The organism is Bradyrhizobium sp. USDA3010 (assembly GCF_056429065.1).
This window is the reverse complement of sequence record NZ_JBWJZD010000009.1, coordinates 129,825-146,095: the sequence shown is the minus strand read 5'-3', so window position 1 is coordinate 146,095 and position 16,271 is coordinate 129,825. Positions and strand designations below refer to the sequence as shown.

General features: G+C 62.9%; 16 protein-coding genes. 9 read left to right on the top strand and 7 right to left on the bottom strand.

Annotated features, from left to right (window positions below; genetic code table 11):
• The first annotated feature begins 37 nt into the window (after nucleotides 1–37).
• Nucleotides 38–1,321 (top strand): cystathionine gamma-synthase family protein, encoded by a 1,284-nt coding sequence (locus AC066Y_RS16625; RefSeq protein ID WP_478274823.1) that lies wholly within the window; start codon nucleotides 38–40, stop codon nucleotides 1,319–1,321.
• Between the two features lie 65 nt (nucleotides 1,322–1,386).
• Here the strand turns inward: AC066Y_RS16625 and AC066Y_RS16620 are convergent, their stop codons facing one another.
• From AC066Y_RS16620 to AC066Y_RS16610, 3 genes are all read right to left on the bottom strand, one after another.
• Entirely contained in the window at nucleotides 1,387–1,731 is a 345-nt protein-coding gene (locus tag AC066Y_RS16620) for a zinc ribbon domain-containing protein YjdM (protein ID WP_478274822.1), read from the bottom strand.
• 124 nt (nucleotides 1,732–1,855) lie between these two features.
• Nucleotides 1,856–2,806 (bottom strand): LysR family transcriptional regulator, encoded by a 951-nt coding sequence (locus AC066Y_RS16615; RefSeq protein ID WP_478274821.1) that lies wholly within the window; start codon nucleotides 2,804–2,806, stop codon nucleotides 1,856–1,858.
• 164 nt (nucleotides 2,807–2,970) lie between these two features.
• The gene (locus tag AC066Y_RS16610; RefSeq protein WP_171947553.1) at nucleotides 2,971–3,111 is read right to left on the bottom strand and encodes a hypothetical protein; all 141 of its coding nucleotides are present in this window, start codon (nucleotides 3,109–3,111) and stop codon (nucleotides 2,971–2,973) included.
• Nucleotides 3,112–3,420: 309 nt separating this feature from the next.
• Between AC066Y_RS16610 and AC066Y_RS16605 the strand changes: the two genes are divergently transcribed.
• Nucleotides 3,421–3,837 (top strand): DoxX family protein, encoded by a 417-nt coding sequence (locus AC066Y_RS16605; RefSeq protein WP_478274820.1) that lies wholly within the window; start codon nucleotides 3,421–3,423, stop codon nucleotides 3,835–3,837.
• An 85-nt stretch (nucleotides 3,838–3,922) separates the two neighbouring features.
• Here AC066Y_RS16605 and AC066Y_RS16600 read toward each other — a convergent pair whose 3' ends face one another.
• Entirely contained in the window at nucleotides 3,923–4,918 is a 996-nt protein-coding gene (locus tag AC066Y_RS16600; RefSeq protein ID WP_478274819.1) for an LLM class flavin-dependent oxidoreductase, read from the bottom strand.
• 84 nt (nucleotides 4,919–5,002) lie between these two features.
• On the opposite strand from AC066Y_RS16600, the gene AC066Y_RS16595 reads away from it, so the two are divergent.
• The 5 genes from AC066Y_RS16595 (at nucleotide 5,003) to AC066Y_RS16575 (ending at nucleotide 8,469) form a co-directional block, all read left to right on the top strand.
• Nucleotides 5,003–5,158 (top strand): hypothetical protein, encoded by a 156-nt coding sequence (locus AC066Y_RS16595; RefSeq protein ID WP_478274818.1) that lies wholly within the window; start codon nucleotides 5,003–5,005, stop codon nucleotides 5,156–5,158.
• A gap of 228 nt (nucleotides 5,159–5,386) precedes the next feature.
• Nucleotides 5,387–6,511 (top strand): metallophosphoesterase, encoded by a 1,125-nt coding sequence (locus tag AC066Y_RS16590; RefSeq protein ID WP_478274923.1) that lies wholly within the window; start codon nucleotides 5,387–5,389, stop codon nucleotides 6,509–6,511.
• Between the two features lie 161 nt (nucleotides 6,512–6,672).
• Entirely contained in the window at nucleotides 6,673–6,945 is a 273-nt protein-coding gene (locus AC066Y_RS16585) for a DUF2312 domain-containing protein (protein WP_478274817.1), read from the top strand.
• 283 nt (nucleotides 6,946–7,228) lie between these two features.
• The gene (locus AC066Y_RS16580) at nucleotides 7,229–7,774 is read left to right on the top strand and encodes a hypothetical protein (protein WP_478274816.1); all 546 of its coding nucleotides are present in this window, start codon (nucleotides 7,229–7,231) and stop codon (nucleotides 7,772–7,774) included.
• Between the two features lie 290 nt (nucleotides 7,775–8,064).
• A complete protein-coding gene (locus tag AC066Y_RS16575; protein ID WP_478274815.1) occupies nucleotides 8,065–8,469 on the top strand; it encodes a carboxymuconolactone decarboxylase family protein in 405 nt (134 codons plus the stop codon).
• A 197-nt stretch (nucleotides 8,470–8,666) separates the two neighbouring features.
• On the opposite strand, the gene AC066Y_RS16570 is transcribed toward AC066Y_RS16575, so the two are convergent.
• Nucleotides 8,667–9,548, bottom strand: coding sequence for a LysR family transcriptional regulator (locus AC066Y_RS16570; protein ID WP_478274814.1), 882 nt, complete (start codon nucleotides 9,546–9,548; stop codon nucleotides 8,667–8,669).
• A gap of 128 nt (nucleotides 9,549–9,676) precedes the next feature.
• Here AC066Y_RS16570 and AC066Y_RS16565 point away from each other — a divergent pair, with 128 nt between their 5' ends.
• Together AC066Y_RS16565 and AC066Y_RS16560 are read left to right on the top strand one after the other, a co-directional pair.
• Nucleotides 9,677–10,330 (top strand): hydrolase, encoded by a 654-nt coding sequence (locus tag AC066Y_RS16565; RefSeq protein ID WP_478274813.1) that lies wholly within the window; start codon nucleotides 9,677–9,679, stop codon nucleotides 10,328–10,330.
• Nucleotides 10,331–10,488: 158 nt separating this feature from the next.
• Entirely contained in the window at nucleotides 10,489–11,070 is a 582-nt protein-coding gene (locus tag AC066Y_RS16560) for a lysozyme inhibitor LprI family protein (RefSeq protein WP_478274812.1), read from the top strand.
• Nucleotides 11,071–11,140: 70 nt separating this feature from the next.
• Here the strand turns inward: AC066Y_RS16560 and AC066Y_RS16555 are convergent, their stop codons facing one another.
• Together AC066Y_RS16555 and AC066Y_RS16550 are read right to left on the bottom strand one after the other, a co-directional pair.
• Nucleotides 11,141–12,088 carry a hypothetical protein gene (locus AC066Y_RS16555; protein ID WP_478274811.1) on the bottom strand — a complete coding sequence of 316 codons (948 nt, stop codon included), beginning with the start codon at nucleotides 12,086–12,088 and terminating at the stop codon, nucleotides 11,141–11,143.
• Between the two features lie 205 nt (nucleotides 12,089–12,293).
• Nucleotides 12,294–16,070, bottom strand: coding sequence for a vitamin B12-dependent ribonucleotide reductase (locus AC066Y_RS16550; RefSeq protein WP_478274810.1), 3,777 nt, complete (start codon nucleotides 16,068–16,070; stop codon nucleotides 12,294–12,296).
• Between the last annotated feature and the right edge of the window lie 201 nt (nucleotides 16,071–16,271).

Sequence of the window (16,271 nt, the reverse complement as noted above, 5' to 3'; positions counted from 1 at the left end):
CGCACATGCGACGGTTCCTCGAACAAGGAGACTGGCCGTGGTCAAACCGTTTCCGTCCAGAACCCACATCGGCAATCACCTGCTGCATCCGGAAACCCAGATGCTGAACTACGGCTACGATCCGCAGCTGTCGGAGGGCGCCGTCAAGCCGCCGGTATTTTTGACCTCGACCTTCGTGTTCCGAACCGCCGAGGACGGCAAGGACTTTTTCGACTTCGTCTCGGGCCGGCGCGAGCCTCCGGAAGGCATGGGAGCGGGGCTGGTCTATTCGCGCTTCAATCATCCGAACAGCGAGATCGTCGAGGACCGGCTTGCGATCTACGAGCGCACCGAGAGCTGTGCGCTGTTCTCCTCCGGCATGTCGGCGATCTCGACCACGGTGCTGGCCTTCGCGCGACCCGGCGACGTCATCCTGCATTCGCAGCCGCTCTATGGCGGCACGGAGACGCTGTTCAGCAGGACGCTGGCGGGGTTCTCGATTCAAGCCGTCGGCTTTGCCGACGGCCTCGACGAGAGCATCGTCCGCGCCGCTGCCGACGAGGCCATGAAGAAGGGCCGTGTCGCGATGATCTTCATCGAGACGCCGGCCAATCCGACCAACGGCCAGGTCGATATCGCGCTTGTCAGGCGCGTCGCCGACGCGATCGGCAAGGCGCAGGGTTTTACCCCGATCATCGCCTGCGATAACACGCTGCTCGGGCCGGTGTTTCAGCGGCCGATCGAGCACGGCGCTGACCTCTCGCTCTACTCGCTGACCAAATATGTCGGCGGCCATTCCGACCTGATCGCGGGCGCGGCGCTCGGCTCGAAGAAGCTGATGAAAGACGTCAAGGCGCTGCGCGGCGCGATCGGCACCCAGCTCGATCCGCATTCCTGCTGGATGATCAGCCGTTCGCTGGAAACGCTCAGCCTGCGCATGGAAAAGGCCGATCGCAATGCGCACATTGTCGCCGACTATCTGCGCGACCATCCCAAGGTGGCCGAGGTGCATTATCTCGGCCATCACGACGCGGCGTCGCCGGCGGGGCGTGTGTTCGCAAGCCAAAGCTCTGGTGCCGGCTCGACCTTCTCGTTCGACATCGTCGGCGGGCAGGCGGCCGCGGAGAAATTCCTCAACAGCTTGCAGATCTTCAAGCTCGCGGTGAGTCTGGGCGGCACCGAGTCGCTCGCGAGCCTGCCGGCGACGATGACGCATTCCGGCGTGCCGGCCGACATCAGGAAGAAGATCGGGGTGCTGGATACGACGATCCGGCTTTCGATCGGCATCGAGCATCCGTCCGATCTGGTCGCCGACATCGCGCAGGCATTGAGCAGGGTGTGAGCGAACGCACAGGGCAGGAGAAGCGCCACGTTGAGGATGCGGTCCGCTCACCGGCCCGACGCTTGCTAGGCCTTCTTCACGAACTCGGATTTCAGGTTCATCGCGCCGATGCCATCGATCTTGCAGGCGATGTTGTGTCCATCGCTCCCGTCGGTGAGGCGGATGTTCCGGACCTTGGTGCCGCCCTTGACGACCGATGACGAGCCCTTGACCTTGAGATCCTTGATCACGATGACGCTGTCGCCGTCCGCCAGCGGATTGCCGTGCGCATCGCGCACGCTTGCCTCCTGCGAGGCTACTGCGATCGCCTCGCCGCTCCATTCATGAGCGCATTCCGGGCAGACCCAGAGAGCCGCGTCCTGATAGGCATGCTCGGAATTGCATTTCGGGCAGTTCATGGCCGCGTCCATCGTTGAGATCGTATCCGTCGTGACGGGCGCACCGTAGGGGTGCACGCGGGCAAAGCAAGAAAAAACCGTCGCGTGTGCGGCTGAACGGCGAGCGCGCAGGACGGACCAGCCAGACCTGAGCCAGCTAAATCTGCGCCTTGAGCGCGGTGGCCAGGAAATCGATGGTGGCGCGGACGCCGGGCAACATGCCGCGGCGGGACGGAAACACGAGGTGAATGATGCCGTCCTTGGCGCTCCAGTCCGGCAGAACGCGGACCAGCTTGCCTTCGCTGAGTGCGTCCTGACATTGCAGCTCGGGCAGCAGCGCGATGCCGAGCCCGGCCTGGGCCGCGTGAATGAGGATGGTGAAGTCACCCGCCGAGATCTTCGGCTCGACGGCGACCGAGGCCTTTTGCCCGCGCGGGCCTGACAGCTCCCATGTCCGCGGGCCCGGCGTTTCCGTGGCATCGAGGATCGGCAGCGCCGCGAGATCTCCCGCCGCCTTGGGCGCGCCGTGCGCCCTGAGCAAGGCCGGGCTCGCGACCAGCAGCCTCCGGCTGGTCCCGATCCTGCGCATCTGCATCTCGCTGTCGGTATCGAGGCTGTCGCGGATGCGAATGGCGACGTCGACCTGCTCCTCGATCAAATTGATCGGCCGGTTGGTGATGAGGAATTGCGCCCTGAGGCGTGGATATTTGGCGAACAGCTCGGGCAATTTCGGCGCCAGCGCGCGCTGCACGCCGACCGGGCAGCCGATGCGGACAAGGCCCTGCGGCTCGGATTTCATCCGCAGAGCAACCTCATCGACGGCCTCCGCGGCGTCGACCACGGTCTGCGCATGCCGGTAGACGTCGCGGCCGATCGCCGTGATGCTCAAGCGGCGCGTCGAGCGTTCGATCAGGCGAACGCCGAGCTGCTCCTCCAGCAGCGCGACATGGCGGCTGATCCTGGACTTCGGCAGGCGGAGCGCGCGTGCCGCGGCCGAAAACCCCTCGTGCTTGACCACTGCCGCGAAGAAATAGAGGTCGTTGAAGTCCCGCATGAAGGGCGCTGCCAGGTCAATTCCGCCCGCATCGGGCGGGACCAGATCATTCATCCGCATCATAGTTCCCTTCGATTTTCAACGTCGAATCGCCGCCTGTCGACCGGAAAGCCGTCCGACAGCCAGCGCGGCGGCGCCCCGCGTGCCGCCATGTCGGGCGCGATATCGGCGCGCCGCTGGGTCTGCGGATGGCCGGCGAGGGCGCCTCGCGAGCGGCCTCACCAGCCGTCGTCGAGGCTGGTCTTCGGCGTTGCGATGTCGCCATCGTCCTCGTCGTCGTCCCGGATGGCCGGCGTGAGGCAGGCGTGCTGGAAGCTGCGCAGGGCCTTGATCAGGTTGTTCATCAGGATATCGCACATGGTCCGTCTCCTTCGATGCAGGGGACCATAGGCGCGACCGACCGGCCGCATTAGCCGGTGTTTGCCAGACGGAGCGTTCCACAGACTGAACGACGCTGCGTGATCCCGGCGCTGGGTGGTCCGGTGCGCCGTCGTCGCATGCCGCGCGACCGTTCTTCTGGTGGAACGATCCGTCTGAAACTGGCCGACTAATCGATCGGCGGCTGCGGGGCGATAACAGGGACGAAGCGGACAGCAAGACGGTTCGCGACCGGCGAGGCCACGCACGGTGGGGCGCCGCATTCATCCACGCAAGAAAGGTTCACGACCATGAGCGCTACCAATTATCTTCCCTTCGCCGGCCGGCTTCTGATCGGCCTCCCGTTCGCCATGAGCGGCCTCAGCAAGCTCGGCGCGTATACGACCACGACTGGTCTGATCAGCGCCGTCGGCCTGCCGTTTCCGCCGCTCGCTTTTGCGGTGGCGGTCGCCGTCGAGCTGGGCGGTGGCCTGCTGCTGATTGCCGGCTATCAGGCCCGCGCCGTGGCGCTGGCACTGGCGGTGTTCTCGATCGCGACCGCGATCGCGTTCCACAGCAATTTCGCCGACCAGAACCAGATGATCCACTTCCTGAAGAACGTGATGATGGCGGGCGGACTGCTGCAGATCGCAGCGTTCGGCGCCGGCGCGCTCAGCCTCGACAACCGCGCCAAGCAGGTGGCGCCGCAAGCCGTCGCTGCGCATTGAATGGCAAGAGTAGAGCGGGTCAGCGCCAGCGTAACCCGCCGATCGGCTGCGAAGAAGGGCGGATTACGCCTTCGGCTAATCCGCCCTACGCTTGCGGCTTGATCCCGCCGGCCTCCGCGATCAGCTCGAACGATCGCAGCCGCTTCTGGTGATCGTAGACGTCGGACACGATCATCAATTCGTCGGCGCCGGTCTCCGCGACCAGCGCATCGATGCCGGCACGCACCGTCTCGGGCGAGCCGATGATGGAGCGGGCGAGCATCCGCATCGCCTGGACTTTCTCGGATGGCGACCAGTAGCTCTCGATGTCGTCGATCGGCGGCTGGCTCAGGCCGCGCGCGCCGCGGAAGATGTTGGTGAACGACATCTGCTGCGTGGTGGCGAGCCGCCGCGCTTCCGCGTCGGTGTCGGCGGCGATGATGTTGACGCCGACCATGGTGTAGGGATGCTGCAGCTGCTCCGACGGCTTGAACCGCGCGCGATAGATCTGCAGCGCCTGGATCAATAGCTCGGGGGCAAAGTGCGAGGCGAAGGCGTAGGGCAGGCCGAGCTCGCCGGCCAGCATCGCGCCGAAATTGCTCGATCCGAGGATCCACAGCGGCACGTCGGTGCCCGCGGCCGGCACCGCCTGGATGCGCTGGTTGGGACCGGCGGCCGCCAGGAACGCCTGCACCTCGAGCACGTCCTGCGGAAAGTTCTCGGCGGATTCGGGCGTCCGGCGCAGTGCGCGCAAGGTGAGCTGATCGGTGCCCGGCGCACGGCCGAGGCCGAGGTCAATCCGGTCCGGAAACAGCCGCGCCAGCGTGCCGAACTGCTCGGCAATCACGTAAGGCGCGTGGTTGGGCAGCATGATGCCGCCGGCGCCGACCCGGATGGTCTTGGTGCCCGCCGCGATGTGCCCGATCACCACCGACGTCGCGGCGCTCGCAATGCCTGCCATGTTGTGATGCTCCGCCACCCAGATCCGGCGATAGCCGAGCGCCTCGGCATGGCGGGCGACATCGCGCGCATTGTAAAGCGCGCCGCGCGCGTCGGTCTCTTCGGTCACGCGGACGAGGTCAAGGATGGAGAGGGCGGCCACGGCGACTCCGGAATGCTGGGGACGGGGAGCCGATGGTATTTGGCTGTGTCCAGGTGGATGCGAAACGGCGCGGGCAGCCGGTTCATGCAGATGCATATGGATACTGTCCGCGTGCCGGTCAATCTGCCGGATGCGACCGAGATATTGATACCGACGAAGCAAGGCCAGGAATCCCAAAATATCGAAAACAACCCCATGCAAAGGAGCAGGTTGCCGCCGGCACCCGGAAAAGCGGCTTGACGCGTCGGGCAAATCAGCGATACATTTCCATTATTCCGAAATAGTGCGGGCGCCCGCCGCGATGCCACGTCAGCCTTGCTCCCCGGCAAAGCTGCGCGCGCGGGGCGTCTTAGCGCCGCGCCACATGCCGAAAATGTGCTGATCGGCGGCTTACGCCCGCGTCCGATCCACCCTACCTTCGCTGAGCGCCCACCACACAGCCCCCGATCCAAATCCGGAGCGAGACCCATTCCCCAGCTCATCTTCGGCCTGACCAGTCTCTTGATCCTGGCCCGCTTCATCTGGCCGCTCGACTGGCCGCTCCCGGCAAAGATCGTCGCAGCGTTGCTGGTGCTGGTCGCCTTGCAGTTTCACCGCTGGAACAGATGGTCGTCGGGATCGGAATTCTCGCCGGAGTTTCCGCGTCCGGTGGTCGCGCTCTTCAACTGGGCGTTCGGTGCGGTCATGCTGCTGGCGCTGCTGCAACTGGCGCTCGATGCCGGGCTATTGGTCGCAGCCCTGATCCATGGCGGCTTCGTCGGTGCGCCCGACGGCGTCCGCTACGCGCTTGCTGGCGTGGCGGCCGCGGCCGCCGCGATCGGCGTCCATCAGGCCATGCGCATTCCGCCGCTCAGGGATGTCGAAGTCGGCATCAGCGGGCTGCCGCAACAGTTCGACGGCTACACCATCCTGCAACTGACCGATCTGCACATCAGCCGCCTGTTTCCGGCGCCGTGGGCGCGCGAGGTCGTCGCGCGATCGAACAAGCTCGGCGTGGACCTGATCGCGATCACCGGCGATCTGATCGACGGCACCATCGATGCGCGGCGCAACGACATCGAGCCGTTGCGGGATCTTGTCGCCGCCGACGGCGTGTACGTGATCTCCGGCAATCACGAATATATCTTCGGCTACGACGGATGGATGGCGCACTACGAAGCGTTGGGCCTGCGCTCGCTCGAGAACAGGCACATCGTGCTCGAACGCGGCGGCGGCCGGCTGGTGATCGCGGGGATGACCGACCGCGCGTCGCGCCGCAGGCCGCATCCGGTCCGCGACCTTGCCGCGGTGCTCGACGGCGCCCCCAAGGGCGCGCCCATCATCCTGCTCGACCACCAGCCGAGCGACGCACGCAACTCCGCCGCACACGGCGTCGCCCTGCAACTCTCCGGCCACACTCATGGCGGCTTGATTATCGGGATCGACCGCCTGGCTGCGCCTGCCAATGCCGGATTCGTCTCAGGCCGCTACGACGTCGACGGGATGACGCTTTACGTCAACAACGGCACCGCGCTCTGGCCGGGTTTTGCCTTGCGGCTCGGCCGCCCATCCGAATTGACGCGGATCACGTTGCGGGTGGCGGGTGAGGCCTGAGTGATCTGTTGCGCATGCGATGATGCGAGCGCGGTGTCGTCGCGTGATCGCCGTCGTCACAAAAATACCTCCGCGATCGAGGCGCCGCGGCGATCGCGCGGCTTAAGACATTGGTCATCTCTTTGCTTTCATTTTCACGACCTCATTCAGCAGGAGACACCATGTCCGACATCACCATTCCCGGCGGAAAAATTCGTTCCTTCGTCCAGCGGATCGAGAACCTGGACGCCGAAATGGCGGAACTGAGCGAGCAGAAGAAGGAAGTTTTCTCGGAGGCGAAGGGCGAAGGTTTCGACGTGAAGATCCTCAAGGAGATCGTCAAGCTGCGCAAGCAGGATCAGGACGAGCGTGACGAGCGTGAAAGCTTGCTCGATCTCTACATGCGCGCGATGGAAACCGCGCCGGCGGAAGACAAGACTGCGAAAGCGGCCTGACGTCCGCGGAGGCAGTGGGGCGGGTTGGCGACGTGTCGGCGGTAGCTCATTGAGCGAAGGCGGAAGCGAAACCCGCCGCGACTGTTGCCAGCGAGACGGCGGATTACGCCGGAGCCTGTCATCGGGCCGCGCTACGCGCGGACCCGGTGGGCTCATCCGCCCTGCGCTTGCTTTGAAGGCTGCAACGTCTGCTTTCGGAAGGTGAGCCGACCTGGGCAAGGCGGGCCGCCCGGTCGGATTTTGACCCGTTGCGGACATTGCAGAGAATTGGCATCCTCGCGCGATGACCAACAATTGGCTTGCCGCTATGCGTACGTGGGCTGTCTGTTTTATTGCTTATTGCGCTGCTTGCACTAACGCATTGGCCTGTGTGTTGCCGGGTACGCCAGCATCATTAATCGGCATCCTCTACGAACGTATCCCGACCGACATCGACGCACCGGTTGTCATCGAAGCGACCATTTATGACGCAACGGACAACGTGAGCTACGCGCATGACGGTACTTTCTCCACTATCACACTAATGAAAGCGCGAGTGGATCGAGTGATCAAGGGATCAATCGATGCCGAGTATCTCAAGATATTCGCGTATACCAATAGCTGCGCGCACGTTGGTGTCGGGCGGGGAATTGTTCTCGGAACACTTCGAGACGATCCTCAGCGCGGGATCATGTTGGAAGCAACCCAGAAGGCCGACATGCGCGACTGGTCCAAAGAATTTTTCGCAAAGCACGTAGCAATGCATGATGCTACAAAGTGCTTCAAAAACGAGTTCGGAGCCCGTGAGTGCCGCCTCCCCGGCATTGGTCCGGTATCAACTCAGCCCTGATATGCGAAGCGTGTCCGCTTCTGGCCCATCGCGTCAGTTGGCGCAATGCAGCGACATGTCCGGGTAGACCAGAAATAGCTGGCCGACTGCAAAGACGACGCGATTCACCCAAAGCGGATATGAGCGGCTCAGGATTGCTGCTGTGCAAACGCAGCGCTGAATCCCATTTCGCCGGTCGCATTTCCCTGTTCTAATCAGGCTCGTTGCAAACCGCGGGCGTGGTTCTGAGCCACACAGCCATGCGGCGACTTTGATTGCTCGGCGCAAATTATACTTAAGGGAGATCAGTCATGAGAACCTTACTAGCGAGTGCCGGTTTAGCGCTGTTGTTGGCCTTGGCAACGGAACCAAGCGTCAGCGCTCAGGAGGCTCCTGAATATTTGAAGCAGACACTTCCCGAGCAGGTCCTGAAGCCGCATTGGGACGAACAGCTGGCTGTGATGAATCCCAAGGGAGCTTTGGACGCGAAAACCAAGCAACTCATTGCGCTCGGTGTGGCAGCACAAATTCCGTGCGTCTATTGCGTTTACGGTCACACCAAATTGGCGAAAGCCGCTGGTGCGACCGATGCTCAAATCAAGGAGGCCGTTGCAACCGCCGCGCTGGTCCGTTTCAACAGCACGATGCTGCAAGGCGCGGGTTATGACCTTCAGAAACTCCAACAGGAAGTCGATAGACTGACCGCACCGAAATAGCCTTGGCAAGTCGCCCGCATGAGCGAAGTGATCTGCGGGATTGACCTTGCGACCTGCGCGCAGCTTCCTGATGTCGCGGAGCCTGTCATCGGGCGCGCGTTCGCGCGACCCGTTGGCTGATCCGGGCCACGCTTGCTATGCCCGCCCGGTCTACGTCGTCGCTTTCGTACTTCGATGGATCATTCGGGCAGCGCGGCTCACGCAAGGGGCGGATTGTCTTCGAGACGCTCGATCAACAATTCAGTGAGGGCCCGGACCTTCCGTGAGGGATGCTGGCCCGGCGGGCGAACGACGTAGGCACCTGCCGAAGGTGGCGGATGGCGTGTCATGACCGGAACCAGCGTTCCGGATGCCAGGTATTCATGGATCACGCAATCGGGGAGCCAGGCGACGCCGAGCCCTGCTGCCGCGGCGACGGCGAGAGCTGTGCCGTTGTCGGCCTTGAAGCGCCCCCGCGGATGAACCGTGACGATTTCGTCGCCATCCATGAGTTGCCAGGTTTCGGTGCCCTGCATCAGCGCTTCATGCGCGATGAGCTCGTCCAGCGTCTCCGGGGCACCGTGCGCCTCAATATAGTCCGGGCTCGCGACAAGCCTCCCGTAGATCGGCCCGACGCGTCTCGCGATCAGGTTGGAGTCCTGGAGATAGCCAACCCGGATGGCGCAATCAAATCCCTCGGCAATCAGATCGACGAAGCGATCACTGTAGGCGGTATAGATGTGAAGCCGGGGATGGCGTCGCGCCATTTCCGCGAGCACGGGGGCGAAGTGGTTGGGGCCGAAGGAAAGCGGCACGGCAATTCGCAAGCGGCCGCTTAGTTCTCCGGCAGGCAGGATTGTTTCCTTGGCCGCATCGATCTCGGCGCGGACTCTGGCCGCATGATCTCGAAAAATGTTCCCGGCTTCCGTGAGAGCGGCGCCACGGGTGGTTCTTGCAAGGAGCTGGACGCCTAGTTCCGCTTCAAGCCGGACCAGCCGCCGGCTGACGATCGACTTCGAAACGCCGAGCCGGCGCGCGGCGGCCGAGACGCCACCGGCATCTGCGACTTCGACGAATGCAACCAGGTCTTCGACGTCCAATTCGGCGTTCCCCATTGTGCGACACAGCTTGGCAGAATAGGGCGCTATCGTATCACCAACAGGAATGACAAGTGTCTGGGCACAGTGCCGCAGTCGGCGCATGTCTCACCACAACAGAGGATGAATTCATGAGTTTTCGTAACGGGCTTGCTTCGCTTCTTCGTCCTGAAGATTCGGTGCTCGTTCTGATCGACCATCAGCCTTACCAGCTTGCGAACGTGAACAGCCACGAACCGCAGATGGTGATCAACAATACGGCGGGCCTGGCGAAGGCCGCCAAGGCCTTCGGTGTCCCGACGATCCTGACGAGCGTGGTAGCGGAACGAGGCGGTCTGCTGTTCCCCCAGATTACGGATGTGTTTCCCGGCCAAGAGGTGATCGACCGGACGTTCATCAACACCTGGCAGGACCAGAACGTGGTGGATGCGGTCAAGGCTACCGGCCGCAAGCAGCTTGTCATCGCCGGCCTGTGGACTGAGGTGTGCGTCGCGATGCCGGCGATCCAGGCGCTCGGCGAAGGCTGGGACGTGACGGTGGTCACCGATGCGTCGGGCGCTGTGTCGGTCGAGGCGCACGAGGTCGCCATCAAGCGCATGATCGCGGCCGGCGCCAACATGATGACCTGGCTGGCGGTGGCGGCCGAATGGCAGCGCGACTGGGCCCGGACCGAACAGGCCGCCAAGCTGACCGAGGTGATCACGCAGCATGCCGGCGGCAGCGGCATCGCGTATCTGTGGGAGCAACAGTTGCTCAACACGCCCGCGCCGAGCACCCGAGGCTGATCTAACCGGGGATGACGAGAACCACGAGCGATGCGCCGCGACGCCTGACCGTTTGTTGAGCCTCGTCATTCCCCGTCCCATGAGGGCCGTCCATGTCTGGAAAGCCGGTAGCCCGCATGAGCGAAGCGATATGCGGGATCGGGTGGTAACGTCCTGCGATGCTGGTCCCGGATATCGCGGAGCCCGTCATCGGGCGCGCGTTCGCGCGACCCGTTGGCTCATCCGCCTATGCTTGCTGGGCAGCATCGCCAGATAGCCGGTGCATCATTCCTTTGATCTCATTTCGGACGCTTTTGTGCGGCGATGGTTGTCGAAAGACGCAGAAGGGTGATTTGGACGCGGTCATGCTTGCGCGAAGGCTTGTCATTGTTGCAGCTGCGCTGGTGGTCGGGACTTTGTCGGTCCGCGCGCAGCAAAGCGCCGAGTATGATGCGTGCATGGACAAGGCCGAAGGGGTGTCGACGAAGATGCTCGATTGCGGCAAGGCCGAAATCGACAAGTGGGACACCAGGCTCAACACCGCCTATCAAGCGCTTCTCGCCAAGTCGAAGGGCGAGGCGCACGCGCAATTGCAGACCGAGCAGCGGGCCTGGCTGAAGCATCATCTCGGTGAAACCCATCGCCTCGCCGCGGACCCCAACAACGGGTCCGTCGCGTTCCTCGACTCCCAGGCGTTCGAATTGAAGGACATCGCCGACCGCACGCTGGTTCTTGAAAAGCGTGCCAACGCCTCGCGGTAGACTGCACGATGTTGGTCGTCAGAGGCTCTCAGCATAGAATGCTTACGCGCGAAAATCGCGCCGACCAGCACTAGAGTGCAGTTCGTAAGCCTTGCAGCGCGTCCTTCATCTCTTGGTCCCTTTTGAATATTTTCTCGCTATCCTTAATCAGGGCTTGAATATTCTCTAACTGCTTAACAGAGAGGGTGCCGCCGCGCAGCACAAAGTCAGTAGTTCCCCGAAACAGCAAAACGTAGGGCTGAATCGCTTTGCGTGACCATGACTTCTCCAACGAGATCGCTTCGTTCAATTTCTCGTAAGCTTCTGCATACGAAGAACCTAAAGAAAACTCCTTCATCGTCATTTGAGCTAACAGAATCTTGCCTAGAGTCGTTAGCGCGAAAGGATGATATTCAATAGAAACAGCGTGACGAGCATGCTGACGCTCGACGTCCAAGGCCTTGAGCGAGAGGTCGTTGTATATCGAATATTCGGCGCCAGAGAGCGATTGCTGTATGTATCGGAATCGGTACGATCGGTCTGCCGCAAGAATGACGACGTCCTTCTTTTCTAATCGATCTAGGAGTTCACCGAAGACGGATACCTGGTCGGCCAAGTTATCTACGATTAGAACAAGCGGATCGTCCATTAGATCGATCACGCTGGCCGTCGTTGCGACCTCTAGGTTGTAGGCAGCCTCCACGGCGTCATCGATGTTAAACGTGAAGGCACGTTTCCAGATAAAGGTAGAAAGCAATTGGTAAGTTGGACCTGGCGTGCAGTTTTCGAACCGCTTTTGGACGTGTTCTGCGACCTCTTTCTGGGTCAGAAGGGAGAAGATGCGTTGCAATGGTTGTGATTTATTCGCTCCCTTCAACGCGGCGAGTTCATCTTTGAAGGTACCACCGGTTGGGAGGTTTCCTAGCTTGTTGAATGAATCAACGCTGGCGCCTGCGCCTAGAAGTAGGTTGTACTGCCCCCACCTGAGGGAAGAAAGAAACGCTTCGTGCTGCTCCGATGTGATGTTTTCAAATGGCATGGCAGCTCGCTCAAGAGAAAGGTCCGATAGAAAGGATGCTAACTTAAGCTTAGCTCAAATGCTAATGGGACTATGGTGGGGCTGTATAGGGTTCAAATCGCGTCCGCCCAAATCGAATGTGCTGTGTTGTTAGAAGAAAGGGCGGCCTCTTTTGGCCGCCCTTGGATGCTACGGTTATAACTGGGAGTTTTTACTCCAACTAACCTCACGAACACCCCGTCGTGGACCCACACGTATCGCACTTCATGCACGTCCCATTCCGCACCAGCGTGAAGTTGCCGCACTCCGAGCACATCTCGCCTTCGTAGCCCTTGGCCTTCGCTTCGGCGCGACGCTCGGCCTTGGACGGGGCGGCGGCTGCGGCGGTGCCGGGCTTGCTCCAGTTCAGGGCCTCGAGCTTCTCGGTCGGCGAGAGGTCATGGCTGACCTCCTGCTTCAGGGCGACCGCGCCTTCGATGGTGTCGGAGGCGCCGCGGGCGCTGGCGCCGTGCGAGGCCAGCGACGTGACGCGGCTGCCGCCGGCGGGGGCGTTGTCGGCGCTCGCGCTCACCGCGGCCGAGCCGCCGCGCATGACGACGAGGTTGTCGGTGCGCGAACGGGTCAGGCCCCTCGAGACATACTTCGTCGCCTGGTGCTGGGCGGGGGCCTCATCCGGCTCCTTGCCTTCCTCGACGCCCTTGCCGAGCGCGTCGAAGCCCGACTCGTTCGGATCGACATGGGCGAGGTCGAAGCGGCTCATATAGCTCACCGCGAGCTCGCGGAAGACATAGTCGAGGATCGAGGTCGCGTACTTGATCGAGTCGTTGCCCTGGACGGGGCCTGCGGGCTCGAAGCGGGTGAAGGTGAAGGCGTCGACATATTCTTCCAGCGGCACGCCGTATTGCAGACCCAGGGACACTGCGATCGCAAAATTGTTGATGAAGGAGCGCAGCGCCGCGCCTTCCTTGTGCATGTCGATGAAGATCTCGCCGAGCCGGCCGTCGTCATATTCGCCGGTGCGCAGGTAGACCTTGTGGCCGCCGACCACAGCCTTCTGGGTGTAGCCCTTGCGGCGATCCGGCATCTTCTCGCGCTCGCGCATCACGATGATGCGCTCGACCAGCTTCTCGACGATCTTCTCCGAGACCTGGGTGGCACGCGCCGCCATCGGCTTCTCGTAGAGCGCTTCCACCGCATCGTCCTCGTCCTCATCGTCGGCGATGAGCTGCGAGTTGAGCGGCTGCGACAGCTTCGAGCCGTCGCGGTACAGCGCGTTGGCCTTCAGCGCGAGCTTCCACGACAACAAATAGGCGGACTTGCAGTCCTCCACCGTGGCGTCGTTCGGCATGTTGATGGTCTTGGAGATCGCGCCCGAGATGAACGGCTGCGAGGCGGCCATCATCCTGATGTGGCTCTCGACCGAGAGGTAACGCTTGCCGATCTTGCCACAGGGGTTGGCGCAGTCGAACACCGGGTAGTGCTCGGCCTTCAGATGCGGGGCACCTTCCACCGTCATCGCGCCGCAGATGTGGACGTTGGCGGCCTCGATCTCGCGCTTGGTGAAGCCAACGGCCGCGAGCAGGTCGAAGCCAGGCGCGGCGATGGCCTCGGAGCCGATGCCGAGCGTGTCGCGGATGAAGTCCTCGCCGAAGGTCCACTTGTTGAAGGCGAACTTGATGTCGAACGCGGTCGGCAGCGCCTTTTCCACCTTGGCGATGGCTTCGTCGGTGAAGCCCTTGGCCTTGAGGGTCGAGGCGTTGATGCCGGGCGCATTCGACAGCGAGCCGTGGCCGACGGCGTAGGCTTCGATCTCGGCGATCTCGCTCTCGCGATAGCCGAGCGCGCGCAAGGCCGCCGGCACCGCCTGGTTGATGATCTTGAAGTAGCCGCCGCCGGCGAGCTTCTTGAACTTCACCAGCGCGAAATCAGGCTCGATGCCGGTGGTGTCGCAATCCATCACCAGGCCGATGGTGCCGGTCGGCGCCACCACGGTCACTTGCGCGTTGCGATAGCCGTTGACCTCGCCGAGCGCCAGCGCATCGTCCCACGCCAGCTTGGCATGCGCGACGATGTCGGCCTGCGGGCAGGAGTCGTGGTCGAGCGCCACCGGATTGACGGCGAGCGCCTCATAGCCGCGGCTTTCGCCGTGGGCGGCGCGGCGGTGGTTGCGGATCACGCGCAGCATGTGCGCGGCGTTCTTCTTGTAGCCCGGGAAGGTGCCGAGCTCGGCCGCCATCTCGGCCGAGGTCTTGTAGGAGATGCCGGTCATCACCGCGGTCAGCGCGCCGCAGAGCGAACGGCCTTCCTTCGAGTCATAGGGCAGGCCCATGGTCATCAAGAGGCCGCCGATATTGGCGAAGCCGAGGCCGAGGGTGCGGAACTCGTAGGAGAGCTCGGCGATCGCCTTCGACGGGAACTGCGCCATCATCACGGAGATTTCGAGCACGATGGTCCAGAGCCGGCAGAGGTGCTCGTAGGACTCGATGTCGAACCGCTTGGTGGTCGTGCTGTAGAACGTCAGCAGGTTGGCGGAGGCGAGGTTGCACGCCGTGTCGTCCAGGAACATGTATTCCGAGCACGGATTGGAGGCGCGGATGTCGCCGGACGCCTTGCAGGTGTGCCAGTCGTTCATCGTGGTGTTGAAGTGCAGGCCGGGATCGGCGGAGGCCCAGGCGGCGTAACCGATCTTCTCCCAGAGGTCGCGCGCCTTCAGCGTCTTCGTCACCTTCCTGGTGGTGCGGCCGATCAGGTTCCAGTCGCCGTCGGTTTCCACCGCGCGGAGGAAGTCGTCCTTCAGCGACACCGAGTTGTTGGAGTTCTGGCCGGAGACGGTCAGGTACGCCTCGGAATCCCAGTCGGTGTCGTAGATGTCGAACTGGATGTCCTTGTAGCCTTGCTTGGCAAATTGGATGACGCGCTTGATGTAGTTGTCGGGCACGAGGTTGCGGCGCGCGAGCTTGATCTCGCGGCGCAGCGCCGGGTTCTTCTCGGGATCGAAGCAGTCGTCGCCACTGCCTTCGCAGTTGACGCAGGCCTTCATCACGGCCTTGAGATGCTTCTGGTTGATCTTGGAGCCGGTGACGAGGGCGGCGACCTTCTGCTCCTCCTTCACCTTCCAGTCGATGTAGGTCTCGATGTCGGGGTGATCGGCATCGACCACGACCATCTTGGCGGCGCGGCGGGTGGTGCCGCCCGACTTGATCGCGCCGGCGGCGCGGTCGCCGATCTTGAGGAAGCTCATCAGGCCGCTCGAGCGGCCGCCGCCGGAGAGCTTTTCGCCTTCGCCGCGCAGGCTCGAGAAGTTGGAGCCGGTGCCGGAGCCGTACTTGAACAGGCGCGCCTCGCGCACCCAGAGGTCCATGATGCCGCCCTCGTTGACGAGGTCGTCGCCGACGCCCTGGATGAAGCAGGCATGCGGTTGCGGATGCTCATAGGCCGACTTCGACTTGGTGAGCTTGCCGGTCTTCCAGTCGACGTAATAGTGGCCCTGGCCGGGGCCATCGACGCCATAGGCCCAATGCAGCCCGGTGTTGAACCACTGCGGCGAGTTCGGCGCGACCATCTGCTTTGCCAGCTGGAAGCGCAGCTCGTCGAAGAAGGCGAGGGCATCTTCTTCGGAGGAGAAGTAGCCGCCCTTCCAGCCCCAATAGGTCCAGCAGCCGGCGAGGCGGTCGAACACCTGCTTGGCGCTGGTCTCACCGACGATGCGCTCGTTCTCGGGCAGCAGGCTAAGCGCCTCGGTGTCCGGCACCGAGCGCCACAGCCACGACGGTATGGTTTCTTCCTCGACCTTCTTCAGGCGCGCGGCAACGCCCGCTTTGCGGAAATACTTCTGCGCCAGCACGTCGGAGGCGACCTGCGACCAGAACTCCGGAACCTCGACGTTCTCGGCGCGGAACACGACCGAGCCGTCCGGGTTGCGGATCTCAGATGTGGTCAGGCGGAAATTGATCCCGGCATAGGGAGACTGTCCGCTGGTGGTGTTGCGTCGTTCGATTCGCATGGTCGAGCCCCGTCTCTTCTTCTGCCCGGTCCCACGTTATTCGCAGGTTGCCGGAATGTTATCTGTTCGCGGACTCAGGGAACACGCGTCAGCACGCCTCCCGTCATCCGCAGCTCAGCCGGTGGACCCGGCCTGTTTCTCTCATCCGCCCGGCGCCGGTTTGACCCGGCCCTGGCGGCGGCACGATCCCGGCGCGGACAC